Raw genomic sequence first — 21494 nt, 5'->3', positions numbered from 1 at the left:
TTAGGGGTAAAGTCTGGCTGGCGGAAACTTTTGAACGGGCGTAGCCGTTACCGTTAATGCCACAGATTCTTCCCCAACTCATTTCGCTTGGCACCGCCGTGCCGCCGCACCGCATTACGCAAGATGATGTCCTGTCGATTTTGGCTGTGGCCAAAGGGCAGGCCCTGCCTCCGCGCATGGCCGAAATATTGGGCAACACGGGTATCTCGCAGCGCCATATAGCCATGCCGCCCGAATATTATTCTGACTCCAGAAGCTGGGCAAAGCGCGCCGGCGTTTATGAAACTGTCGCCGCCCAGATTTTTGAAGCGGCGGCCATGCAGGCTTTGGCGCGCGCGCATTTGCAGGCCTCTGACATAGGGCAGATTGTTTTCGTATCGACCACGGGGACGATGACGCCCAGCCTGCCAAGCCGGATGATATCGAAAATGGGTTTCGCGCCCGATACACGCTGCGTACCCTTATTTGGCTATGGTTGTGCTGGCGGGGTCATCGGCCTTGGCGTTGCGGCTGATCTGTATCGTGCGTGCCCGGACAAACCGGTCCTGCTGGTCAGCCTTGAACTGTGTAGCCTCGCCTACGACCATGCGCGCATGGATAAAAAAGATATGGTTGCACTTGCGTTGTTTGCCGATGGCTGTGCCGCTGCGGTCATCGGCGCTGGGTCAGGGCCGCAATTGGGTGCATTTGCGAGCCATGTCTGGCCCGATACGCTCGATATGATGGGCTGGGAGATTGGCGATACAGGTTTTGATCTGGTGCTAGCGCGCGATATTCCTGTTTTCGTGAACAGCCATTTTGCGCCCGTGTGCGACGATTTTATCGCAAAACATGGCCTGACCAAAGCGGACATGGCGGAACCCGCCTGTCACCCGGGCGGTGGTCGCGTGGTCGATGCGTTGGCCGATTATGTGGGTCATGACTTGGCCGCGACGCGCAAGGTCTTGCGCGACCATGGTAATATGAGTTCGCCGACGGTGTTGTTTGTGTTGGAGGCTCTGCTTGCTGCCGGACCAATTGAGAAACCAACATTGTTAACGGCACTTGGACCGGGATTTGTTGGCGCGATGGGACTTCTCAAGCCATGATGAAAGGGAATCAGTCATGACAGTGTTCGATTGGCCCGTTTGGGCGCTCATTGTCTTTGCTTATGTCATCCTGCAGCGGCTGGCTGAACTGGCTTATGCCAGCGCGAACACCCGCCGTTTGCTGGCTGAAGGTGGCCGTGAGCATGGGGCGAAGCATTATCCTTTGTTTATCGTGCTCCACAGCGGTTGGCTAATCGCCATCCTATTGTTCGCAAAGCCCGAACCGGCACCTAACCTGCTTTTGCTCAACGCATTTATCGCAAGCCAAACCTTCCGCTTCTGGACGTTGGCGAGTATTGGCAGATGGTGGACTACGCGGATCATCAGCGCGCCACATTTCCCGCGCGTGCGGCGCGGCCCATATCGTTTCATCAAGCACCCCAATTATGCCTTGGTCGTTGTGGAGATTGCTGTGTTGCCACTTCTTTTGGGTGCGCCCGCGATGGCATTCACATTCTCGATACTGAACGCTGCGCTTTTATGGTGGCGGATCAGGATCGAAAATGACGTGCTGACGGAGCGGGTCGGCACTACTTGACCCGATAGCCAGCGGGCGCTAATGGCGCGCATTCTCGGAGCTGAAGGGATGATTCTCTTTGGCCCATGGGAACTACTCAAAATAGCAGCACATTATGTGTCAGGTCGGGTGGATCAAAGGCTGAGCCTCCACCGCAAAAAACGCCTTGCCACCTAAAGTAACCGCTTAACAAAGGTGAAGATATGCCAACGATTAACCAGCTGGTTCGCAAGGGCCGGACCCCGCAGAAGGTCAAGTCCAAGGTCCCTGCGATGGACCAAAATCCACAGAAGCGCGGCGTTTGCACCCGCGTTTACACAACGACCCCGAAAAAGCCGAACTCGGCTTTGCGTAAGGTTGCGAAGATTCGCCTGACAAACCAGCGCGAAGTTATTTCCTATATCCCAGGTGAGGGCCACAACCTTCAAGAGCATAGCGTTGTGCTTATCCGTGGCGGCCGCGTACGCGACCTTCCCGGTGTGCGTTACCACGTGCTTCGCGGCGTACTCGATACGCAGGGTGTAAAGGACCGCAAGCAATCGCGTTCCAAATATGGTGCAAAGCGTCCGAAGTGACCCGTCCGGGGGACGGGGCATCCTGAAAAAATCGCTTCAGGCGATTTTGTTCAGGATCTCAAGCGTCCCGAAACGAGGTTAATTGGCCATTTGACGGCACGCCAACCTTCCCGATGGACCCTGACAAGTTCAGGATGACCAAAAAGGGAAAGGCAGTGCCGAGCGAGATAAAGGAAATAAATTATGTCACGTCGTCGTCGTCCCGAAAAGCGCATCATCCTTCCCGATCCCAAATTCGGTGATATCGTGCTTTCGAAGTTTATGAACAACCTGATGCTGGACGGTAAGAAGTCAGCAGCAGAGCGTATCGTCTATGGTGCTTTGGAAACTGTTGAAGCCCGTGCCAAGAAAGATCCTATCCAGACCTTCCATGAAGCGTTGGATAACGTGAAGCCAGGTATCGAAGTGCGCAGCCGCCGTGTGGGTGGTGCGACTTATCAGGTTCCTTGCGAAGTGCGTCCAGAGCGCGCGCAGGCACTTGCGATTCGTTGGTTGATCGGCGCTGCCCGTAACCGCAGCGAAACCACCATGGCCGCCCGTTTGTCCGGTGAGCTGATGGATGCCGCGTCGAACCGCGGAAATGCTGTCAAAAAACGTGAAGATACGCACCGTATGGCAGAAGCCAACCGAGCGTTCGCACACTATCGCTGGTAAGTATAATCCTCTTCCGCAGGCGGGAGAGGCAGCGAGACTTTACGCCGAAGGCGGTTAGTCGCAGCGGAGAGGGCAGGAGCCCTCACCAACGCCGACTAGGCAGCAAGCTGCCAAGTCTTTGTATCCTCTCCCGCCTGCGGGAGAGGGAGTTAAATCGGGGGCTGGCATAAACCAGCCCCTTTCCCTATAGGGCAGCGCGAACCGCAGCCCCGCACTGGAGTAACGAATATGGCACGCAGCCATCCACTCAATATGTATCGCAACATCGGTATCATGGCGCATATCGACGCCGGTAAAACCACTACCACCGAGCGTATCCTTTTCTACACTGGTAAGTCGTACAAAATCGGCGAAGTGCATGATGGCGCCGCCACCATGGATTGGATGGAGCAAGAGCAAGAGCGTGGCATCACGATTACGTCGGCTGCTACCACCTGCTTCTGGAATGACCACCGCATCAACATTATTGATACGCCAGGCCACGTTGACTTCACGATTGAAGTTGAGCGTTCACTGCGCGTTCTCGATGGCGCAGTAGCATGTTTCGACGGCGTTGCAGGCGTTGAGCCTCAGTCGGAAACCGTATGGCGTCAGGCCGACAAATATGGCGTTCCACGCATGTGCTTCATCAACAAGCTCGACCGTACCGGCGCAAACTTCAAATATTGCGTGCAATCGATCATTGATCGTCTGGGTGCACGTCCAGCGGTGCTTTACATTCCAATCGGCCTTGAAGCGGATTTGAAGGGTCTTGTTGACCTTGTGCACAACCGCGCGATCATCTGGAAAGATGAATCTCTTGGTGCCGATTTCTTCTACGAAGATATCCCGGCTGACTTGGCCGCTGAAGCAGCGAAATATCGTAGCGACCTAATCGAACTTGCCGTTGAGCAAGACGATGTTGCGATGGAAGCATATCTCGAAGGCAATGAGCCTGACGTGGCCACGCTGAAGGCGCTGATCCGCAAGGGCACGCTGAACCAGTCGTTCGTTCCTGTCTGCTGTGGCTCGGCGTTTAAGAACAAGGGCGTTCAGCCTTTGCTCGACGCCGTTGTCGATTATCTGCCTTCGCCGCTCGACATTGAAGACGTGCAGGGTGTCCATATGGACACGCTTGAGCCAGACAGCCGCCCTCCTACGGACGATGCGCCGTTTTCGGCACTGGCGTTCAAGGTCATGAACGATCCGTTCGTTGGCTCGCTGACCTTCATCCGCATCTATTCGGGTAGCCTGTTAAAGGGCACGTATCTGAACTCGGTGAAGGATAAGAAGGAAAAGGTTGGGCGTATGCTCGAAATGCACGCCAACGAACGTAAGGACGTTGACGAAGCATTTGCAGGCGACATCATCGCGCTTGCCGGCATGAAGGAAACGACCACTGGCGACACGTTGTGTGCCGAACGTTTCCCGATCATATTGGAGCGTATGGAGTTTCCTGAGCCAGTTATCGAACTGTCGGTGGAACCAAAGACCAAGGCTGACCAAGAAAAGATGGGCATCGCGCTCAATCGTCTGTCCGCCGAAGATCCTTCGTTCCGCGTATCGACTGACCATGAATCGGGCCAAACGATCATTAAGGGCATGGGCGAGCTTCACCTCGACATCATCGTTGATCGTATGCGTCGTGAATTCAAGGTTGAAGCCAATGTCGGCGCGCCGCAGGTTGCGTATCGCGAATATCTGGCACGCGAAGTTGACGTTGATTACACCCATAAAAAGCAGTCGGGTGGATCGGGTCAGTTTGGCCGTATCAAGTTCACGGTAAAGCCGGGCGAGCGTGGCACGGGCGTTGTGTTTAAGGATGAAGTCAAGGGCGGTAACATTCCAAAGGAATATATCCCCTCGGTTGAAAAGGGCATGCGCGAAACAGCACTATCGGGCTCGTTAATTGGCTTCCCAATCATCGATTTCGAAATCACGCTGTATGACGGCGCGTATCATGATGTCGATTCGTCGGCTTTGGCATTCGAAATCGCTGGTCGTGCTGGTATGCGTGAAGCTGCGCAAAAGGCAGGGATCAAGCTGCTTGAACCAATTATGAAGGTCGAAGTTGTATCTCCCGAAGAATATCTGGGCGATGTGATCGGCGACATGAACTCACGTCGTGGTCAAATTCAGGGCACTGACAGCCGCGGTAATGCACAGGTTGTCGAGTCCATGGTGCCTTTGGCCAACATGTTCGGCTATGTGAATCAGCTCCGCTCGTTCACGCAAGGACGTGCAAACTATTCGATGTTCTTCAATCATTATGATGAAGTGCCGTCGAACGTTGCAGCCGAAATCAAGGAGAAGCTTGCCTGATAGGCAAAAGCCGACTAATGGCGGCGCCTGATTCAGACGGCGTCGTCCCACCTGATCAAAATATTACCTAATCGAAAGAAGGTTTGAGAAAATGGCAAAAGCTAAATTTGAGCGGACGAAACCGCATTGCAACATCGGTACCATTGGTCACGTTGACCATGGTAAGACCACGCTGACCGCAGCGATAACGAAGGTGATGGCCGAAGCCCATGGCGGGACCGCCGTTGATTTCGCAAACATCGATAAAGCGCCAGAAGAGCGCGAGCGCGGCATCACGATTTCGACCGCACACGTCGAATATGAAACCGCTGCGCGTCACTACGCCCACGTCGACTGCCCAGGCCACGCTGACTATGTTAAGAACATGATCACCGGTGCGGCGCAGATGGACGGCGCTATCCTCGTTGTGAACGCTGCTGACGGCCCGATGCCACAGACTCGCGAGCACATCTTGCTTGCACGTCAGGTTGGCGTTCCTGCCCTCGTTGTTTACATGAACAAGGTTGACCAGGTTGACGACGAAGAAATTCTCGAACTGGTCGAAATGGAAATCCGTGAGCTTCTTTCGAAGTATGATTTCCCAGGTGACGATATTCCCATCGTTCGTGGTTCGGCGCTTGCTGCGCTTGAAGGCCGTGACGACAACATCGGTAAGGAATCGGTCCTTGCATTGATGGCTGCCGTTGATGCAGCTATTCCTCAGCCAGAGCGTCCAATCGACAAGCCATTCCTGATGCCAGTCGAAGACGTGTTCTCGATCTCGGGTCGTGGTACCGTTGTAACGGGCCGCGTTGAAACCGGTATCGTCAAGGTCGGCGAAGAAGTTGAAATCGTTGGTATCAAGGACACTAAGAAGACGACCGTTACTGGCGTTGAAATGTTCCGCAAGCTGCTCGACGAAGGCCGTGCAGGCGACAACATCGGTGCGCTTGTTCGTGGCGTAGGTCGTGAAGAAGTTGAGCGTGGACAGGTTCTCTGCAAGCCAGGTTCGGTTACGCCGCACACTGAGTTCTCGGCAGAAATCTATGTTCTTTCAAAGGATGAAGGCGGCCGTCACACGCCATTCTTCGCAAACTATCGTCCACAGTTCTACTTCCGTACGACTGACGTAACCGGCGAAGTGATCCTTCCAGAAGGCACAGAAATGGTTATGCCAGGCGACAACGTAACGATCGCTGTTAAGTTGATTGCACCAATCGCTATGGACCCAGGTCTTCGCTTCGCAATTCGCGAAGGCGGACGTACTGTCGGTTCTGGGGTTGTCAGCACCATCACGAAGTAATATAGGCCTCGCATCCCGCCTGAATCCTTGATTCGGGCGGGGCGGTTTTAAAAAATTTAAAACAGTTGCTCCGGCTTCGAAAGCGTAAGTCGGAGTGGCTGTTTTTCGGCTCTTTGATATTGATAGAATTTGGAAATTGGTGAGACCATGGAAACGCAAAATATTCGCATCCGTCTGAAAGCATTTGACCATCGCGTCCTCGATCAGGCGACTGGCGATATTGCCGACACAGCTCGCCGCACAGGCGCACTTATTCGTGGGCCAATTCCACTTCCTACTCGTATCGAAAAGTTCACCGTAAACCGCGGGCCGCACGTCGACAAAAAGTCGCGCGAGCAGTTCGAAGTTCGGACATATAAAAGGTTGCTCGACATTGTGCAGCCCACGCCACAGACCGTAGACGCGCTTATGAAGCTCGATCTTGCTGCTGGTGTGAATGTCGAAATCAAGCTTGCTTAATCCGCAAGGATTAAGCACGCGCAGCCCCGGACTTGATCCGGGGTCTAGATAGGTCAAGCGCTACGCTGCTTGAGGCCCCAGCTACGGTCGGGGTTACGAAATTGGGGCTTCGGCCCTGAGGACAATGGAATACCGCCGGGCGTCACTCTTCGGAGTAATTTGGCCCGGGCTGCGTTCCCCGTCTTACCAGATTGCGCATTAAGGTGTGCCACTGGTGCCTAGCCCGGACGGGGCAATGCTTAGAATTCAGGGCTGGATTTAGGCGTCACGCCCTCCTGGCAATCGTGCCAGCCGGGCCTCTGACATAAGTTGGAGTATGGATCATGCGCACTGGCGTGATCGCGAAAAAGATGGGTATGATGCGCCTCTTCAATGAAGACGGCCGTCACGTTCCTGTCACCGTATTGGCGCTGGAAGGCTGCCAAGTGGTCGGAGCTCGTAACGAGGAACGCGATGGTTATTTTGCCGTCCGCCTTGGTGCAGGAGCCCGTAAAGCGAAAAATGTAAACAAACCGCAACGTGGCGAATTCGCTAAAGCACAAATCGAGCCAAAAGCTCGCGTCGCTGAATTCCGCGTTGATAATGCTGATGGCTTGTTGCCAGTCGGTGCCACCGTTTCTGCGGACCATTTCATTGACGGCCAATTGGTTGACATTACTGGCCACACGCAGGGCAAGGGCTTTGCCGGCGCTATGAAGCGTTGGGGCTTCGGCGGTATGCGTGCATCGCATGGTGTTTCGATTACCCACCGTGCCCATGGTTCGACTGGCCAACGCCAGGATCCGGGCAAGGTGTTCAAGAACAAGAAAATGGCCGGCCACATGGGCGACCGTCAGCGTACACAGCAGAATCTCGAAATCGTCCGCACAGATGTCGCGCGCGGTCTCATTTTCGTGAAGGGCTCTGTCCCTGGTGCGAAGAATGGCTGGTTGCTTGTTCGTGACGCGGTGAAGGTTCCCACCCCTGAGGCTGCTCCATTCCCCGGTGCGTTGAAGAATGACAATGAGGCTCCAATAGCTGAAGACGTCATCATCAACACCGAAGTGGACGTTGCAGACACTCCAGCCGTCGAAGCTGAAGCGCCCTCTATTGAGGTCCCCGCTGAAGCTGCACCCGCTGTCGAAGCCGCTGCTGTTGAAGCACCTGCTGCAGACGCCGGCGAAGAAAAGAAGGAGGGCTAAACCATGAAGCTCAAGGTTCAAACCCTCGACGCCAAAGCAAAGGGCGACATCGACCTGAATGACGACGTATTTGGCATTGAGCCACGCGCCGACATTTTGCACCGTGTTGTCACCTGGCAGCGTGAGAAGGCCCGCGGTACGGCTCGTCCTACCCGTGAGCGTTCGGACGTTGCACGCACCGGCAAGAAATTTGGTAACCAGAAGGGTGGCGGTACTGCCCGTCACGGTGACCGCGCTGCGCCGATCTTCATCGGTGGTGGTAAGGCCCATGGTGCCCGTCTGCGTGACTTTAACCCGTCGTTGAACAAGAAGATCCGTTCATTGGGTCTGAAGATGGCGCTTTCGAGCAAAGCAAAGTCGGGTTCGTTAATCGTTCTTGAAAATCTTGATCTGGCTGCTGCAAAGACTGCGGCGCTTAAGGGTCAAGTTGGCAAGCTCGGTTTCGGCAAGTCGACATTGGTTATCGATGGCGACGCCGTCAGCGACAATTTCCGTCTGGCTTCGGCTAATCTGGTCGGCATCAACGTGATGCCAGCCGTTGGCGCGAATGTTTATGACATCCTGAAGCATGACACTCTGGTTTTGACCCGCGCTGCGGTCGAGAAGTTGGAAGCACGCTTCGCCCTTACGGGAGGTGCCAACTAATGGCTAAGGATAAAGCAATCGACGTGCGTCATTATGACGTCATCGTTGCCCCGCACATCACCGAAAAAGCAACCCTGCTGTCGGAACATAACGCTGTTGTGTTCAAGGTTACGGGAAGCTCGACCAAGCCACAGATCAAGGCAGCCGTAGAGGCCTTGTTCGATGTGAAGGTCACGAACGTGAACACCCTCGTGCAAAAGGGCAAAACCAAGCGTTGGAAGGGCAAGCCCTACAAGCGCTCGGATGTCAAAAAAGCGATCGTAACTTTGGCCGAAGGCCAGAGCATCGACGTGACCACCGGTATTTAAGGGCAGGATAATGGCACTCAAAAGCTACAAACCAACTAGCCCCGCCCGTCGCGGCCTTGTGCTGGTTGACCGGTCAAGCTTGTACAAAGGCGGTCCTGTAAAGGGTCTGACCGAAGGCAAGAGCAAGACCGGCGGCCGTAACAACAAGGGTCATGTGACGTCGCGCGGTATCGGCGGCGGTCACAAGCAGAAATATCGTCTGATCGACTTCAAGCGTCGTAAATGGGATATGCCTGCAACGGTTGAGCGTCTGGAATATGACCCCAACCGTTCTGCCTTCATCGCGCTTGTAAAGTACGAAGACGGTGAATTGGCTTACATCATTGCGCCGCAGCGTCTCGCCGTTGGTGATTCTATTGTCGCTGGCGAAAAGACCGACGTTAAGCCTGGTAACGCAATGTTGCTGAGCCAGATGCCGGTTGGCACCATTTGCCACAACATCGAAATGAAGCCCGGCAAGGGTGGCCAGATCGCCCGTTCGGCGGGCACATATGTGCAACTCGTTGGTCGTGACGGTGGTCGCGTTATCGTTCGCCTGAACTCAGGTGAGCAGCGCTACATTCTCGGCACTTGCATGGGCACAGTTGGTGCGGTTTCGAACCCTGACAACTCGAACACGACACTTGCTAAGGCAGGCCGTAACCGTTGGCGCGGTATTCGCCCGCTGACGCGCGGTGTTGCTAAGAACCCAGTCGATCACCCGCATGGTGGTGGTGAGGGTCGTACTTCAGGTGGCCGCCATCCGGTTACACCTTGGGGTAAGCCAACAAAGGGTGCTCGTACCCGCAGCAACAAGTCGACCGACCGGATGATCATCCGTTCGCGGCATGCTAAGAAGAAGAGGTAACTCATGTCTCGTTCCGTCTGGAAAGGTCCGTTTGTTGACCTCTATCTGTTGAAAAAAGCAGAAACCGCTCAGGAAGCATCGAAGGCTGCACCAATCAAGACTTGGTCGCGTCGCTCGACAATCCTGCCTCAGTTCGTTGGCCTGACGTTCAGCGTCTATAATGGCCATAAGTTCATTCCCGTTTCGGTGAATGAGGACATGGTCGGTCATAAGCTTGGTGAGTTCGCTCCAACGCGCACTTATCATGGCCATGGCGCAGATAAGAAGGGCAAACGCTAATGGGTAAGGCATCCGCACCCCGTCGTGTCGCCGACAACGAAGCACTGGCAGTGGGCACAACCATCCGTGGTTCGGCTCAGAAGCTTGGTCTCGTTGCCGCGCTGATCCGTGGCAAGAAAGCCGAAGACGCGCTCAACATCCTGAAATTCTCCACCAAGGGAATGGCAGATGACGTGCGCAAGGTTCTGGCATCCGCCATCGCCAACGCCGAAAACAACCACAATCTTGATGTCGACAGCCTTGTCGTCGCCGAGGCAAGCGTTGGCAAGGCGCTGACCATGAAGCGTTTCATGGCCCGCGGCCGCGGCAAGTCGAGCCGGATCGTTAAACCATTCAGCCGTCTGCGTATCGTTGTGCGCGAACAGCAAGAAGAGGCATAAGTCATGGGTCAGAAATCAAATCCAATCGGGCTTCGCCTGCAAATCAACCGGACTTGGGATAGCCGTTGGTACGCCGAAGGTGCGGAATATGGCCGCATGCTTCTGGAAGATATCAAAATCCGCAAGTTCATCTTTGAAACACTGCCACAAGCAGCGATTTCAAAGGTCGTTATCGAGCGTCCTGCCAAGAACTGCCGCGTTTCAATCTACGCAGCCCGTCCTGGCGTGATCATCGGCAAGAAGGGTGCAGACATTGAAAAGCTGAAGAAGCTGATCAACAAGTTCACCACCGCTGAAGTGTCGTTGAACATCGTTGAAATCCGCAAGCCGGAAGTTGACGCAAAGCTCGTAGCGCAAGGCATTGCTGACCAGCTTATCCGCCGTATCGCTTTCCGTCGCGCCATGAAGCGCGCGATGCAGTCTGCCATGCGTTTGGGTGCGGAAGGCATCAAGATCACCTGCGGGGGTCGTTTGGGTGGCGCAGAAATTGCCCGCGTTGAATCATACCGCGAAGGCCGCGTGCCTGCACATACCCTTCGTGCCAACATTGACTATGCCGAAGCTGAAGCGCTGACTGCTTATGGCATCATCGGCATTAAATGCTGGATCTTCAAAGGCGAAATCTTGGGTCATGACCCAATGGCAACTGACCGGCTGATGATGGAAGCGCAGACTTCCGGCGTCCGTCCGCAGTCTGACCGCCGCTAAAGGTTAGGAACTAGACATGTTGCAACCAAAGAAAACAAAGTTCCGTAAGCAGTTTAAGGGACGTATCAAGGGCGAAGCCAAGGGCGGGTCTGACCTGAACTTCGGTTCTTACGGCCTGAAGGCGCTTGAGCCAGAGCGGATTACTGCACGTCAGATCGAAGCGGCCCGCCGCGCGATTACGCGTCATATCAAGCGTCAGGGACGTTTGTGGATCCGCATCTTTCCGGACGTGCCAGTCACGAAAAAGCCTGCCGAAGTTCGTCAGGGTAAGGGCAAGGGTTCGGTCGAATATTGGGCAGCCAAGGTTAAACCTGGCCGCATCATGTTTGAACTCGACGGTGTTCCTGGTCCAATCGCAGCTGTCGCATTTCAGCGTGCAGCCATGAAACTGCCAATCAAGACCAAGGTCGTGGCGCGTCTCGGCGACACCTCGCATCTGGGAGCATCATAAGATGAGCAAAACCGAAGATCTCCGCGTCAGGAGCGACGATCAGCTTGCTGTTCAGCTCGGCGAATTGAAGCGCGAAGCGTTTAACCTGCGTTTCCAATCGGCCACTGGCCAGATGGAAAAGCCGGCACGTGTGCGTGAAGTGCGTCGTGACATCGCCCGCATCAAAACCCTGCAGGGTGAGCGCCAGCGCGCCGCCGCAAAGACGGCATAAGGAGCTACCCATGCCAAAACGTATTCTCACCGGGACCGTGGTCTCCGACAAGAATGACAAGACAATTGTCGTTCTGGTCGAGCGCAAAGTGAAGCACCCGCTTTACGGCAAGATCATCCGTCGCACAAAGAAGTATCACGCCCATGACGAAAACAACGTCGTCAAAGAGGGGCAGGTCGTCCGCATCGAAGAGTGTGCGCCGATTTCCAAGAACAAGACCTGGCGCTTGGTGGCTGATGCCGCTGTAGCCCCGGTCGCAGCAACAACGGAGGATTGATCCCATGATTCAGATGCAATCCAACCTCGATGTTGCGGACAACAGCGGCGCAAAGCGCGTTCAGTGCATTAAGGTGCTTGGCGGTTCCAAGCGTCGCGTGGCTGGCGTTGGCGACATCATCGTGGTGTCGATCAAGGAAGCTGCGCCGCGTGGTAAGGTTAAGAAGGGTGACGTGCATAAGGCCGTTATCGTTCGCACCCGCAAAGACATCCGCCGTGCCGATGGCTCGGTCATTCGCTTCGACTCTAACGCTGCTGTGCTTATCGGTAACAATAAGGAGCCGATTGGCACACGTATTTTCGGACCAGTTGTTCGCGAACTGCGTGCCAAGAACCACATGAAAATCATCAGCTTGGCACCGGAGGTGCTATAATAATGGCTCTGGCAAAAATCAAAAAGGGTGACACGGTCGTCGTGCTTGCCGGTAAAGACAAGGGCAAATCTGGCGAAGTAACCGCCGTGATGCCTAAGGACAGCAAAGTCGTCGTTTCTGGCGTCAACATCGCTGTGCGTCACCGGAAAGCTTCGCAGGCTAACCCGCAGGGCGGTCTCGACCGCTTCGAAGCTCCGCTGCACATTTCAAATGTGGCATTGGCGGATCCCAAGACCGGCAAGGCAACACGCGTTCGCGTGGAAACCAAGGACGGCAAGAAGGTCCGTGTGGCCGTGAAGTCCGGGGAGACGATCAGTGGCTGATACTAAATACACGCCTCGCATGAAGAAGCTTTACGACGAAACCGTTGTAAAGGGTCTGACTGAAAAGTTCGGTTATGCTAACCGCTTTGCTGTTCCAAAGATCGAGAAGATCACGCTCAACATGGGTGTGGGCGAAGGGTCGCAGGACAAAAAGAAGGTTACGACCGCTCTGGCCGAAATGGAACTGATTGCTGGTCAAAAGCCGGTCGTCACCAAGGCGAAGAAGTCGATCGCTGGTTTTAAGCTGCGTGAAGGCATGCCAATCGGCGTGAAAGTAACGCTGCGCGGTGCCCAGATGTATGAATTCCTTGACCGTTTGGTTACGATCGCGATGCCACGTATTCGCGATTTCCGCGGTCTGAATCCAAAGAGCTTTGATGGTCGTGGCAACTTCGCCATGGGTCTTAAGGAACAGATCATTTTCCCAGAAATCAGCTATGACGCCATCGACGTGGTGCGCGGAATGGATGTGATCGTAACGACTTCGGCAAACTCGGATGACGAGGCGCGCGAACTGCTTAAGCTGTTCGGCTTCCCGTTCCCAGTAGAAGAAGCTGATGAAAAGGCGGCTGCATAATGGCTAAACTGAGCTCCATAAACAAGAACGAGCGTCGTAAGAAGCTGGCTAAGAAATATGCCGGTCGCTACGCGAAGCTTAAGGCGATGGCGAAAGACCAGTCGCTTGATGATAGCGAGCGTTTGATCGCTCGCCTGAAAATGGCTGAAATTCCTCGTAATGGTAACCCGCACCGCGTGCGCAACCGTTGCGAAACCACCGGGCGTCCTCGCGGCGTATACCGTAAATTCAAGCTGAACCGTATCGAACTGCGTAATCTTGCCAATAAGGGCATGATCCCGGGCGTTACGAAGTCGAGCTGGTAAGGATAAGATAGATGGCAATGACCGATCCTTTGGGTGATATGCTCACCCGTATCCGCAACGGCCAGCGGGCGAAGAAAGACTCTGTAGTCTCGCCAGCGTCCAGCCTGCGGACCCGCGTCCTCGATGTGTTGCAGCGTGAAGGCTATATTCGTGGTTACAGCGAAGAAGCCTTGGGTGCACATAAGGGCATCCGCATTGAGCTGAAATATTTCGAAGGCGCGCCTGCAATTCAGCATGTCGCCCGTGTTTCAAAGCCAGGTCGCCGCGTATATTCAGGAAGCCAAGAGCTTCCGGTTATCCGTAACGGCCTTGGTATCACCATCGTTTCGACGCCCAAGGGCGTTCTGTCGGACGCCGAAGCGCGTGCACAGAATGTCGGCGGCGAAATCCTGGCGGAGGTATTCTAATGAGCCGCATTGGTAAGAAACCTGTCCCCATTCCTGCGGGCGTTACTGCCAGCATGGAAGCGGGCACGCTGTCGGTCAAAGGGCCGAAGGGCGAACTGAAAATGCCGATGAGCGACCTGATCTCCTACGAGATGCAGGATGATGGTCTCTTGGTGAAGCCTGCGAATGGCAGCAAAGCGGCACGCGCCTTTTGGGGCATGCAGCGGACGCTGGTGCAGAATTTGGTCACCGGTGTGACTGAGGGCTTTACCAAGGTGCTTGAAATCACCGGCGTTGGTTATCGTGCCAACAGCCAGGGCAAGATGTTGAAGTTGCAACTTGGCTACAGCCATGATGTTGACTTCGCGATCCCGGACGGCATCGAAATCAAGACGCCTGATAACACCACGGTGGAAATTTCAGGTATCGACAAGCAGAAGGTTGGGCAGGTTGCTGCCGAAATTCGCCGCTGGAGGAAGCCAGAGCCTTATAAGGGCAAGGGCATCAAGTACCGCGGCGAATATATCTTCCGCAAGGAAGGGAAGAAGAAATAATGGCAAAACTGTCTCTCTTTGCACGTCGCCGTCAGCGCGTTCGCTCCAAGTTGCGGGCGCAGGTTGCTGGACGTCCGCGTCTTTCCGTGCACCGCACTGGCCGTCACATCTACGCGCAAGTCATTGACGATTCGAAGGGTGCGACCATTGCGTCCGCTTCGACCCTCGACAAGGACGTGAAGGCGAAGAACGGCTCGACAACCGAAGCTGCTGCAGACGTTGGCAAGCGGGTAGCCGAAGCTGCCAAGAAGGCTGGCATTTCCAGCGTGGTATTTGATCGTGGCGGGTTCCTGTTTCACGGTCGCGTCAAAGCGCTTGCAGATGCAGCGCGCGAAGGCGGATTGGAGTTCTAATGATGGCTGAAAACACTGAAAGCACTGCACCCGTCACTGATGGTGCAGCACCTGAATCAGCCGCTCCTGAAGGCCAGCGTCGCGGTCGCGGCGGTCGTGGCGGCGGTGACAATCGTGGTGGCGGTAGCGGCGGTGGCCGTGGTCGTAACAACAACGATCGTCGTCCAGCTCAGGAAGAAGATGATGGCACGATCGAGAAGCTCGTCCACATCAACCGCGTTTCGAAAACAGTTAAGGGCGGTAAGCGCTTTGGTTTTGCTGCACTGGTAGTTGTGGGCGATGGCCAGGGTCGCGTAGGCTTTGGACATGGCAAGGCGCGCGAAGTGCCAGAAGCCATTAACAAGGCAACCGCTGCTGCGAAGAAATCGATGATCCGCGTTGCATTGAAAGATGGCCGCACCTTGCACCATGACGGCAAGGGTCATTTCGGCGCGGGCAAGGTGACATTGCGTTCGGCACCTGCGGGTACCGGCATCATCGCAGGTGGCCCAATGCGTGCCGTCTTCGAAAGCCTTGGTGTTGCGGACGTTGTGACCAAGTCGGTCGGCACGTCGAACCCATATAACATGATCCGTGCTACTTTTGCGGCTTTGTCTGAACAGACGAGCCCCAAGTCGGTAGCGCAGCGTCGCGGTAAGAAAATCGCCGACCTTCTTGGTCGCGGTGGCAGCAAAACTGCTGAAGCCGACGCAGAAGCTATTGCGGAGTAATCGATATGGCGAAGATTAAGATTAAGCAGACCGGTTCGCCGATCCGTCGTCCCGCTTCGCAGCGCGCAACTTTGAAAGGCCTTGGCCTTGACAAGATGAACCGCGTTGTCGAAATCGAAGACACTGCCGAAGTGCGCGGAATGATCCGCACAGTTCGTCATATGGTCCAAATTCAGGACTGATAACATTAGCGCGAATTAAAGCGAAAGCGAGTGCACGACATGAAATTGAATGACATTAAAGATAACGAAGGCGCACGCCATCGTCGGATGCGCGTTGGCCGTGGTATCGGTTCAGGCAAGGGCAAAACCTCAGGCCGCGGCCAAAAGGGTCAGACCAGCCGTTCGGGTGTTTCAATCAACGGATTTGAAGGCGGTCAGATGCCACTTCACATGCGTATTCCAAAGCGCGGCTTTAACAATATCTTCGCCAAGGACCATGCCGAAGTAAATCTGGGTATGATTCAGAAGTTCATCGACGCCAAGAAAATCGACATCAAGGCTGTTGTTGACCATGCTGCATTGAAGGCCGCTGGCCTTGCGCGTGGCGGTAAAGATGGCGTTCGTCTGCTCGCAAAGGGTGAACTGACCGCCAAGGTAAACTTCTCGGTAGCTGGCGCGTCAAAGGCAGCGATTGAAGCTGTTGAAAAGGCAGGCGGCAAGGTTGATGTTCTGACCAAGGTTTCGGCTGCGGAAAAGGCGGCTGCAAAGAAATCTTCCGTCAAGAACGCCGCTAAAGAAGCTGCGGCTAAGAAATAAGACTAAGGCGACGACTTCGCTCTTGTCATGCCAGCCCCGCTTCCCGATATGGGCAGGCGGGGTTTGACATTTCTGGGGGCCGTCCGGATACAGTCAGGCGTAATATTTGGGATTAAGCCGATGCGCACGCAAATTGCGTTCGGCGTCAATCCGGAACCAAGGAACGAATATCATGGCATCTAGGGCCGACCAAATGGCCTCGAACCTCAATCTATCGAAGTTCGGGCAGGCAACAGAGCTGAAGAACCGCATTTGGTTTACCATAGGCGCGCTCATCATATTCCGTTTATTAAGCTTCGTGCCATTGCCTGGCGTCGATCCTGTCGCCCAAGCGGCTTTATATGCCAATAATGCCGCTGGTGGCGTTCTCGACATTTTCAACACCTTCTCAGGCGGTAGCCTTGAGCGGATGAGCCTCATCGCGCTTGGCGTTATGCCTTATATCACCGCTTCGATTGTGGTGCAGCTTGCGGCATCATTGTCGCCGACGCTTGCCGCAATCAAGAAAGAAGGCGAGAGCGGGCGCAAGAAGCTGAACCAATATACGCGTTATGGCACAGTGTTCCTGACCGCGGTGCAGGGCTATTTCCTTGCCGCCGGTCTCGAAAGCCTTGCGGCCGCCAATGGCATTGGCGCCGTGGTCGAACCCGGCCTGATGTTCCGCATTGTCGCAACCATCAGCCTTATCGGCGGCACTATGTTCCTCATGTGGCTGGGTGAACAAATCACGTCGCGGGGTATTGGGAACGGCATTTCGCTCATCATCATGGCGGGTATCGTCGCGCAAATGCCGCGTTTGTTTGCGCAATTGCTGGAAGGCGGCCGTACAGGATCGATCAGCGGGTTCATCATTGTCGGGTTCCTCGCGATGTTCGTAAGCCTGACGCTGTTGATCTGCTTCATGGAGCGTGGCCAACGCCGGGTACTTATTCAATATCCCAAGCGCGCAACGCAGCGCGGTATGATGCAGGCGGACCGCAGCCACCTTCCTTTGAAAATCAATACAGCCGGCGTTATTCCGCCCATCTTCGCTTCGTCGCTGCTGCTCTTGCCGATTACGATCACGCAATTGGGGGGTAACAAGGTTGCGGGCGAAAGCGCCATGGGTGACTTCGTGATTTCGCTGAACCAATATCTGGCCCATGGGCAACCTGTCTATCTGCTGCTATATGGCCTTGGCATCATCTTCTTCTGTTTTTTCTACACTGCGGTGGTGTTCAATCCGGAAGAGACGTCGGAGAATCTTAAAAAGGCCGGTGGCTTCATCCCCGGTATCCGCCCTGGTAAAAACACCGAATCTTATCTGGATTATGTGCTCACGCGTATCACGGTGCTTGGCGCAGCCTATCTGACATTGGTTTGTTTGCTGCCGGATTATGTGATGGCACAGACGGGGCAGCAGCAATTCTTTGCCATTGGCGGAACCAGTCTTCTTATTCTGGTGAATGTCACCATCGACACGATCTCGCAGATACAGAGCCATTTGCTCGCGCATCAATATGGTGACCTGCTGAAAAAGGCGAAGCTGAAGGGTGGACGCGCCCGCTAAACGGTGCGACATCGAAACGAATCGGGGAAACGTTTCATGAATATCATCCTTTTGGGGCCTCCTGGCGCAGGTAAGGGCACACAGGCTGCCTTTCTTGTAGAGAAATATGGCATGGTCCAATTGTCGACGGGCGACATCCTGCGTGCGGCGGTTAAGGCTGGTTCGGATGTCGGCAAAATGGCGGATGAAATTATGAAGGCCGGGAAATTGTTTCCCGACGAGTTGATGGCGGAAATCCTTGGCGAACATATGGACGCCATTCCCGCCGATAAGGGCCTCATCTTCGACGGATATCCGCGCACTGCGCCGCAAGTAGCGTTATTGGATGGTTTGCTTTCGGCGCGCAACCGGACGCTTGACCATGTTGTTGAACTCGTCGTTGACGAAGATGCGTTGGTTGAACGCGTGGTTGGCCGCTACACCTGCGCGAATTGTGGCGATGGCTATCATGACGTTTTCAAGCAACCGGTCGTTGCGGGCACCTGCGACAAATGCGGTGCGCATGAATTCAAGCGCCGTCCAGATGACAATGAGGAAACAGTGCGGACCCGCATGGCGGAATATCGTGCAAAGACCGAACCGATTTTACCTCTGTACGACGCACGTGGCCTGGTCAGTCGGGTTGATGGCATGGCATCGATTGAGGACGTGACCGACGCCATCGACGCTATTATCGACTGACCCCCGTCATCTCTGTGTCAGCAGGGCCCCCGGGCGTTCACGCAGTACAGTCGGAATTGGCAATTATACCCAAAATGAACGAGACTTTTATTTCCATAGAATCGGGGCTAGACCTTTCGCATGAAAAGCGTTCTCTTTCCCGCCGCCCTTCTCGCGGCAATGTCCTCTCCAGCCTTCGCTGACGTTAAAGCTGCGTCAGATACGGGCTTTAACTCGGTTCATATTGCGACCGTGAACGCGACGCCTGCGGAAATCTGGAAACGCCTCCTTTCACCGAAGGACTATTGGAACAAGGCGCATAGCTGGTCGGGGTCAAGTGCGGGTTTTTATATTGATGCACAAGCTAATGGTTGTTTTTGCGAGCTGTTTCAGGAGGCCGACGAAAATGGCAAGTTAAAGACCGTCGGTAGCGTCGAGCATATGCGTGTTATATTTGTGCAGCCGGGCAAAGTATTGCGCATGCAAGGCGCGCTCGGTCCGCTGCAGTCGGAGGCTGTGATTGGTACGCTCACCGTTGCTATGGAGCCTGCTAAGGACAATGCGGCTACGCGCGTTAGCTTTTCCTATGTCGTGGGTGGTTACATGCGCTACAAAGTATCGGAAATCGCACCTGCTGTTGATAAGGTGCTGGGCGAGCAGTTTAAAAACATGCTGTTGCCCTTCGCTCCCGCAGGGACGGAAATACCAAAGGTAGATAGCTTCAAGCTCGATATTGAGACGATTGAGGAGGCAGCCTCTGACGAAGCGTCTGAAGTCAGCACTGCGAAGCCTGACGAAGATGTCTCCGCAAGTGAGTCGCCTCAAACGGGGAAAAGTTAATTGCGGACGGGGGGACGTAGTCCGAAATCCGGCAACAAAATCGAAATAGGCTGGTGCGAGATGGTTGATGTGCCAAGTCTTGGCCTGTCACAAGTGCATGCTAAAATGGACACCGGTGCTGCGACATCTTCGATTCACGCAACGCGGATTAAGCCCATTTTGCGCGACGGCAAACCTTATGTCGAATTCTGGTTCCGGCTGAATGCGGGTGAAAAACCCCAGCGGTATGAAGCCCCCGTTATTGACCGCCGCATGGTGCGGTCATCCAACGGTGAACGACAAGACCGCTATGTCATCTCCGCGCAATTTTGTTTTGGTAAACTGTGCTGGAACGGGCAGCTCACCTTGGCGAACCGACGATCAATGGCCTTTCCCTTGCTAATTGGTCGGCGGGCGTTAAGGCGCGGCTTTCTCGTGAACAGCGGGCGGCGGTGGGTGTTGGGAAAACCCGCCAATGAAGGAAGCATAGGCACATGAAAATCGCAATGCTGGCAAGAAATGCCAATCTGTATTCCCACCAACGTCTTGTTGAAGCGGCGCAAGCGCGCGGCCACGAGATCGACATCTTAAACACCTTACGGGTGACGATGAATATCACCTCACATCGGCCCGAAGCTTATTATCAGGGCGCAAAACTTGGCAAATATGACGCGGTCATCCCGCGTATCGGCGCGTCCATTACCTTTTATGGACTTGCCGTTTTGCGCCAGTTCGAAATGATGAATGTGTGGTCGCTGAATGAAAGTGTTGCCATTGGCCGTTCGCGGGACAAATTGCGGTCATTACAGATTTTGGCGCGCAAGGGGCTTGGCCTGCCTGTGACCGCCTTTGCCCATGACCCGCGCCAGACCGACGAAGTGATCCAGATGGTGGGCGGTGCGCCCGTCGTCATAAAATTGCTTGAAGGCACGCAAGGCATTGGCGTGGTCTTGGGCGAAACCGAGAAATCGGCGCGGTCGGTTATCGAGGCGTTTCGCGGTGCAAATGTTAACATCCTGGTTCAGGAATTTATCAAAGAGGCCAATGCCACCGACATCCGTTGCTTTGTGATTGGCAACAAGGTCGTCGCTTCCATGCAGCGTCAGGGCGCCGAGGGCGATTTTCGGTCAAACCTGCATCGCGGCGGTACCGCTTCATCAATCAAGATTACGCCTGAGGAGCGGTCAACCGCCGTCCGCGCCGCGCGGGCAATGGGCCTGAATGTCGCAGGCGTCGATATGCTCCGATCCAATCACGGCCCGGTTATCATGGAAGTAAACAGCTCGCCGGGACTCGAGGGCATTGAAAAGGCCAGTGGTAAGGATATTGCAGGCAAGATCATCGAGTTCATCGAAGAAAATGCCAGCGATGGCAAAACCAAGACCAAAGGCAAGGGATAGCGCGCCTCTGGCCTTGACAGTCGGCGCGACTCACCGTAAGGCGCGGCTAATTCCGAACCTCTGGTACAGCCAGCAGCGCATTTATGCGTCGGCTGGTTTTGTGCGTTTCGGGATATCATCAGCGTTGAGATAGGGTTTGTCCTTTCGGGGGCACCTGTGGAGCAGGAGTAAATAAATTGGCACGTATTGCCGGAGTTAACATTCCAACCAACAAGCGCGTGATCATTGCGCTTACCTACATTCACGGTATCGGCCGCACCAAAGCCGTCGAAATCGCGACTAAGCTGGGAATTGATCATAGCCGTCGTGTGCAGGATCTTTCGGATGCCGAAGTTCTGCAAATCCGCGAAACTATCGATGCGGGCTACACCGTAGAAGGCGATCTTCGCCGTAACACATCGATGAACATCAAGCGTTTGATGGATCTCGCCTGCTACCGTGGCCTTCGCCATCGTAAGGGCCTTCCCGTCCGTGGTCAGCGCACGCATACCAATGCGCGCACCCGTAAGGGCAAGTCCAAGGCAATCGCGGGCAAGAAGAAATAAAAACAGTCCGGGGGACTGA

At 54.8% G+C, this 21494-nt stretch carries 33 protein-coding genes; all 33 read left to right on the top strand.

Features of this window, described 5'->3' with window-relative positions; translation table 11 throughout:
- The first annotated feature begins 56 nt into the window (after window positions 1-56).
- The 33 genes from HEQ34_RS04930 to rpsM all read left to right on the top strand — a co-directional run bounded on the left by HEQ34_RS04930 (window position 57) and on the right by rpsM (window position 21475).
- Window positions 57-1088 carry a type III polyketide synthase gene (locus tag HEQ34_RS04930; RefSeq protein WP_296198191.1) on the top strand — a complete coding sequence of 344 codons (1032 nt, stop codon included), beginning with the start codon at window positions 57-59 and terminating at the stop codon, window positions 1086-1088.
- 16 nt (window positions 1089-1104) lie between these two features.
- The gene (locus HEQ34_RS04925) at window positions 1105-1626 is read left to right on the top strand and encodes an isoprenylcysteine carboxylmethyltransferase family protein (RefSeq protein ID WP_296198187.1); all 522 of its coding nucleotides are present in this window, start codon (window positions 1105-1107) and stop codon (window positions 1624-1626) included.
- 182 nt (window positions 1627-1808) lie between these two features.
- Complete coding sequence (rpsL, locus tag HEQ34_RS04920) at window positions 1809-2180, top strand: 30S ribosomal protein S12 (RefSeq protein WP_295442718.1); 372 nt, start codon at window positions 1809-1811, stop codon at window positions 2178-2180.
- 183 nt (window positions 2181-2363) lie between these two features.
- Complete coding sequence (rpsG, locus tag HEQ34_RS04915) at window positions 2364-2834, top strand: 30S ribosomal protein S7 (protein WP_125229576.1); 471 nt, start codon at window positions 2364-2366, stop codon at window positions 2832-2834.
- A gap of 228 nt (window positions 2835-3062) precedes the next feature.
- Window positions 3063-5135, top strand: a complete 2073-nt coding sequence (gene fusA / locus HEQ34_RS04910; RefSeq protein ID WP_296198184.1) for an elongation factor G — start codon at window positions 3063-3065, stop codon at window positions 5133-5135.
- A 91-nt stretch (window positions 5136-5226) separates the two neighbouring features.
- Complete coding sequence (tuf, locus tag HEQ34_RS04905; RefSeq protein WP_296198181.1) at window positions 5227-6417, top strand: elongation factor Tu; 1191 nt, start codon at window positions 5227-5229, stop codon at window positions 6415-6417.
- Between the two features lie 147 nt (window positions 6418-6564).
- Entirely contained in the window at window positions 6565-6876 is a 312-nt protein-coding gene (gene rpsJ, locus HEQ34_RS04900; protein WP_022672862.1) for a 30S ribosomal protein S10, read from the top strand.
- 323 nt (window positions 6877-7199) lie between these two features.
- Complete coding sequence (gene rplC, locus HEQ34_RS04895; RefSeq protein WP_296198179.1) at window positions 7200-8057, top strand: 50S ribosomal protein L3; 858 nt, start codon at window positions 7200-7202, stop codon at window positions 8055-8057.
- A 3-nt stretch (window positions 8058-8060) separates the two neighbouring features.
- Entirely contained in the window at window positions 8061-8702 is a 642-nt protein-coding gene (gene rplD, locus HEQ34_RS04890; RefSeq protein WP_296198176.1) for a 50S ribosomal protein L4, read from the top strand.
- Window positions 8702-9010, top strand: coding sequence for a 50S ribosomal protein L23 (locus tag HEQ34_RS04885; RefSeq protein ID WP_296198173.1), 309 nt, complete (start codon window positions 8702-8704; stop codon window positions 9008-9010). The genes rplD and HEQ34_RS04885 overlap by 1 nt, the downstream gene beginning before the upstream one ends.
- A gap of 10 nt (window positions 9011-9020) precedes the next feature.
- Window positions 9021-9857, top strand: a complete 837-nt coding sequence (gene rplB, locus HEQ34_RS04880; RefSeq protein WP_296198170.1) for a 50S ribosomal protein L2 — start codon at window positions 9021-9023, stop codon at window positions 9855-9857.
- A 3-nt stretch (window positions 9858-9860) separates the two neighbouring features.
- Window positions 9861-10136 carry a 30S ribosomal protein S19 gene (gene rpsS / locus HEQ34_RS04875; RefSeq protein ID WP_295442689.1) on the top strand — a complete coding sequence of 92 codons (276 nt, stop codon included), beginning with the start codon at window positions 9861-9863 and terminating at the stop codon, window positions 10134-10136.
- Window positions 10136-10516: a 50S ribosomal protein L22 gene (rplV, locus tag HEQ34_RS04870; RefSeq protein ID WP_295442686.1), complete on the top strand. Its 381-nt coding sequence runs from the start codon at window positions 10136-10138 to the stop codon at window positions 10514-10516. The genes rpsS and rplV overlap by 1 nt, the downstream gene beginning before the upstream one ends.
- 3 nt (window positions 10517-10519) lie before the next feature.
- Window positions 10520-11224, top strand: a complete 705-nt coding sequence (rpsC, locus tag HEQ34_RS04865; protein WP_125229585.1) for a 30S ribosomal protein S3 — start codon at window positions 10520-10522, stop codon at window positions 11222-11224.
- A 16-nt stretch (window positions 11225-11240) separates the two neighbouring features.
- Window positions 11241-11675, top strand: coding sequence for a 50S ribosomal protein L16 (rplP, locus tag HEQ34_RS04860; protein WP_158902175.1), 435 nt, complete (start codon window positions 11241-11243; stop codon window positions 11673-11675).
- 1 nt (window position 11676) lies between these two features.
- Window positions 11677-11886 (top strand): 50S ribosomal protein L29, encoded by a 210-nt coding sequence (gene rpmC / locus HEQ34_RS04855; RefSeq protein WP_296198155.1) that lies wholly within the window; start codon window positions 11677-11679, stop codon window positions 11884-11886.
- A 10-nt stretch (window positions 11887-11896) separates the two neighbouring features.
- On the top strand, window positions 11897-12163 hold the full coding sequence (rpsQ, locus tag HEQ34_RS04850) for a 30S ribosomal protein S17 (RefSeq protein ID WP_296198152.1): 267 nt from the start codon (window positions 11897-11899) through the stop codon (window positions 12161-12163).
- Window positions 12164-12167: 4 nt separating this feature from the next.
- The gene (gene rplN / locus HEQ34_RS04845; protein WP_125229589.1) at window positions 12168-12536 is read left to right on the top strand and encodes a 50S ribosomal protein L14; all 369 of its coding nucleotides are present in this window, start codon (window positions 12168-12170) and stop codon (window positions 12534-12536) included.
- Window positions 12537-12538: 2 nt separating this feature from the next.
- Window positions 12539-12859 (top strand): 50S ribosomal protein L24, encoded by a 321-nt coding sequence (gene rplX / locus HEQ34_RS04840; protein WP_296198147.1) that lies wholly within the window; start codon window positions 12539-12541, stop codon window positions 12857-12859.
- A complete protein-coding gene (gene rplE, locus HEQ34_RS04835; RefSeq protein WP_296198144.1) occupies window positions 12852-13436 on the top strand; it encodes a 50S ribosomal protein L5 in 585 nt (194 codons plus the stop codon). The genes rplX and rplE overlap by 8 nt, the downstream gene beginning before the upstream one ends.
- Window positions 13436-13741 carry a 30S ribosomal protein S14 gene (gene rpsN / locus HEQ34_RS04830; RefSeq protein WP_183941957.1) on the top strand — a complete coding sequence of 102 codons (306 nt, stop codon included), beginning with the start codon at window positions 13436-13438 and terminating at the stop codon, window positions 13739-13741. Before rplE ends, rpsN begins: the two co-directional genes overlap by 1 nt.
- Window positions 13742-13752: 11 nt before the next feature.
- Window positions 13753-14148, top strand: a complete 396-nt coding sequence (rpsH, locus tag HEQ34_RS04825) for a 30S ribosomal protein S8 (RefSeq protein ID WP_125229593.1) — start codon at window positions 13753-13755, stop codon at window positions 14146-14148.
- Window positions 14148-14681, top strand: a complete 534-nt coding sequence (gene rplF, locus HEQ34_RS04820) for a 50S ribosomal protein L6 (protein WP_296198138.1) — start codon at window positions 14148-14150, stop codon at window positions 14679-14681. The genes rpsH and rplF overlap by 1 nt, the downstream gene beginning before the upstream one ends.
- Window positions 14681-15034 (top strand): 50S ribosomal protein L18, encoded by a 354-nt coding sequence (gene rplR / locus HEQ34_RS04815; RefSeq protein WP_183941954.1) that lies wholly within the window; start codon window positions 14681-14683, stop codon window positions 15032-15034. The genes rplF and rplR overlap by 1 nt, the downstream gene beginning before the upstream one ends.
- Before the next feature lie 2 nt (window positions 15035-15036).
- Window positions 15037-15744 (top strand): 30S ribosomal protein S5, encoded by a 708-nt coding sequence (gene rpsE, locus HEQ34_RS04810; protein WP_296198585.1) that lies wholly within the window; start codon window positions 15037-15039, stop codon window positions 15742-15744.
- A gap of 5 nt (window positions 15745-15749) precedes the next feature.
- Window positions 15750-15926 (top strand): 50S ribosomal protein L30, encoded by a 177-nt coding sequence (rpmD, locus tag HEQ34_RS04805; RefSeq protein WP_125229596.1) that lies wholly within the window; start codon window positions 15750-15752, stop codon window positions 15924-15926.
- A 39-nt stretch (window positions 15927-15965) separates the two neighbouring features.
- Window positions 15966-16502 (top strand): 50S ribosomal protein L15, encoded by a 537-nt coding sequence (rplO, locus tag HEQ34_RS04800; RefSeq protein ID WP_296198135.1) that lies wholly within the window; start codon window positions 15966-15968, stop codon window positions 16500-16502.
- A 172-nt stretch (window positions 16503-16674) separates the two neighbouring features.
- The gene (secY, locus tag HEQ34_RS04795) at window positions 16675-18051 is read left to right on the top strand and encodes a preprotein translocase subunit SecY (protein WP_296198132.1); all 1377 of its coding nucleotides are present in this window, start codon (window positions 16675-16677) and stop codon (window positions 18049-18051) included.
- A 36-nt stretch (window positions 18052-18087) separates the two neighbouring features.
- Entirely contained in the window at window positions 18088-18732 is a 645-nt protein-coding gene (locus HEQ34_RS04790) for an adenylate kinase (RefSeq protein WP_296198130.1), read from the top strand.
- A 120-nt stretch (window positions 18733-18852) separates the two neighbouring features.
- Entirely contained in the window at window positions 18853-19551 is a 699-nt protein-coding gene (locus HEQ34_RS04785; RefSeq protein ID WP_296198128.1) for a hypothetical protein, read from the top strand.
- On the top strand, window positions 19552-20028 hold the full coding sequence (locus HEQ34_RS04780) for a RimK/LysX family protein (protein ID WP_296198126.1): 477 nt from the start codon (window positions 19552-19554) through the stop codon (window positions 20026-20028).
- Window positions 20025-20930 carry a 30S ribosomal protein S6--L-glutamate ligase gene (rimK, locus tag HEQ34_RS04775; RefSeq protein ID WP_296198123.1) on the top strand — a complete coding sequence of 302 codons (906 nt, stop codon included), beginning with the start codon at window positions 20025-20027 and terminating at the stop codon, window positions 20928-20930. The genes HEQ34_RS04780 and rimK overlap by 4 nt, the downstream gene beginning before the upstream one ends.
- A 176-nt stretch (window positions 20931-21106) precedes the next feature.
- Window positions 21107-21475: a 30S ribosomal protein S13 gene (gene rpsM, locus HEQ34_RS04770; protein ID WP_125229603.1), complete on the top strand. Its 369-nt coding sequence runs from the start codon at window positions 21107-21109 to the stop codon at window positions 21473-21475.
- Window positions 21476-21494: the final 19 nt, after the last annotated feature.

This window comes from Sphingorhabdus sp. (assembly GCF_023910635.1).
GTDB lineage: Bacteria > Pseudomonadota > Alphaproteobacteria > Sphingomonadales > Sphingomonadaceae > Sphingorhabdus_B.
Note: the sequence above shows the minus strand (reverse complement) of the source record. Positions and strands in the feature narration are given on the sequence as shown.

Excerpts from the sequence above, each read along its gene's own strand:
- HEQ34_RS04930 (WP_296198191.1), top strand. The coding sequence starts at position 57 with ATGCCACAGATTCTTCCCCAACTCATTTCGCTTGGCACCGCCGTGCCG.
- HEQ34_RS04925 (WP_296198187.1), top strand. The coding sequence starts at position 1,105 with ATGACAGTGTTCGATTGGCCCGTTTGGGCGCTCATTGTCTTTGCTTAT.
- rpsL (WP_295442718.1), top strand. The coding sequence starts at position 1,809 with ATGCCAACGATTAACCAGCTGGTTCGCAAGGGCCGGACCCCGCAGAAG.
- rpsG (WP_125229576.1), top strand. The coding sequence starts at position 2,364 with ATGTCACGTCGTCGTCGTCCCGAAAAGCGCATCATCCTTCCCGATCCC.
- fusA (WP_296198184.1), top strand. The coding sequence starts at position 3,063 with ATGGCACGCAGCCATCCACTCAATATGTATCGCAACATCGGTATCATG.
- tuf (WP_296198181.1), top strand. The coding sequence starts at position 5,227 with ATGGCAAAAGCTAAATTTGAGCGGACGAAACCGCATTGCAACATCGGT.
- rpsJ (WP_022672862.1), top strand. The coding sequence starts at position 6,565 with ATGGAAACGCAAAATATTCGCATCCGTCTGAAAGCATTTGACCATCGC.
- rplC (WP_296198179.1), top strand. The coding sequence starts at position 7,200 with ATGCGCACTGGCGTGATCGCGAAAAAGATGGGTATGATGCGCCTCTTC.
- rplD (WP_296198176.1), top strand. The coding sequence starts at position 8,061 with ATGAAGCTCAAGGTTCAAACCCTCGACGCCAAAGCAAAGGGCGACATC.
- HEQ34_RS04885 (WP_296198173.1), top strand. The coding sequence starts at position 8,702 with ATGGCTAAGGATAAAGCAATCGACGTGCGTCATTATGACGTCATCGTT.
- rplB (WP_296198170.1), top strand. The coding sequence starts at position 9,021 with ATGGCACTCAAAAGCTACAAACCAACTAGCCCCGCCCGTCGCGGCCTT.
- rpsS (WP_295442689.1), top strand. The coding sequence starts at position 9,861 with ATGTCTCGTTCCGTCTGGAAAGGTCCGTTTGTTGACCTCTATCTGTTG.
- rplV (WP_295442686.1), top strand. The coding sequence starts at position 10,136 with ATGGGTAAGGCATCCGCACCCCGTCGTGTCGCCGACAACGAAGCACTG.
- rpsC (WP_125229585.1), top strand. The coding sequence starts at position 10,520 with ATGGGTCAGAAATCAAATCCAATCGGGCTTCGCCTGCAAATCAACCGG.
- rplP (WP_158902175.1), top strand. The coding sequence starts at position 11,241 with ATGTTGCAACCAAAGAAAACAAAGTTCCGTAAGCAGTTTAAGGGACGT.
- rpmC (WP_296198155.1), top strand. The coding sequence starts at position 11,677 with ATGAGCAAAACCGAAGATCTCCGCGTCAGGAGCGACGATCAGCTTGCT.
- rpsQ (WP_296198152.1), top strand. The coding sequence starts at position 11,897 with ATGCCAAAACGTATTCTCACCGGGACCGTGGTCTCCGACAAGAATGAC.
- rplN (WP_125229589.1), top strand. The coding sequence starts at position 12,168 with ATGATTCAGATGCAATCCAACCTCGATGTTGCGGACAACAGCGGCGCA.
- rplX (WP_296198147.1), top strand. The coding sequence starts at position 12,539 with ATGGCTCTGGCAAAAATCAAAAAGGGTGACACGGTCGTCGTGCTTGCC.
- rpsN (WP_183941957.1), top strand. The coding sequence starts at position 13,436 with ATGGCTAAACTGAGCTCCATAAACAAGAACGAGCGTCGTAAGAAGCTG.
- rpsH (WP_125229593.1), top strand. The coding sequence starts at position 13,753 with ATGGCAATGACCGATCCTTTGGGTGATATGCTCACCCGTATCCGCAAC.
- rplF (WP_296198138.1), top strand. The coding sequence starts at position 14,148 with ATGAGCCGCATTGGTAAGAAACCTGTCCCCATTCCTGCGGGCGTTACT.
- rplR (WP_183941954.1), top strand. The coding sequence starts at position 14,681 with ATGGCAAAACTGTCTCTCTTTGCACGTCGCCGTCAGCGCGTTCGCTCC.
- rpsE (WP_296198585.1), top strand. The coding sequence starts at position 15,037 with ATGGCTGAAAACACTGAAAGCACTGCACCCGTCACTGATGGTGCAGCA.
- rpmD (WP_125229596.1), top strand. The coding sequence starts at position 15,750 with ATGGCGAAGATTAAGATTAAGCAGACCGGTTCGCCGATCCGTCGTCCC.
- rplO (WP_296198135.1), top strand. The coding sequence starts at position 15,966 with ATGAAATTGAATGACATTAAAGATAACGAAGGCGCACGCCATCGTCGG.
- secY (WP_296198132.1), top strand. The coding sequence starts at position 16,675 with ATGGCATCTAGGGCCGACCAAATGGCCTCGAACCTCAATCTATCGAAG.
- HEQ34_RS04790 (WP_296198130.1), top strand. The coding sequence starts at position 18,088 with ATGAATATCATCCTTTTGGGGCCTCCTGGCGCAGGTAAGGGCACACAG.
- HEQ34_RS04785 (WP_296198128.1), top strand. The coding sequence starts at position 18,853 with ATGAAAAGCGTTCTCTTTCCCGCCGCCCTTCTCGCGGCAATGTCCTCT.
- rimK (WP_296198123.1), top strand. The coding sequence starts at position 20,025 with ATGAAAATCGCAATGCTGGCAAGAAATGCCAATCTGTATTCCCACCAA.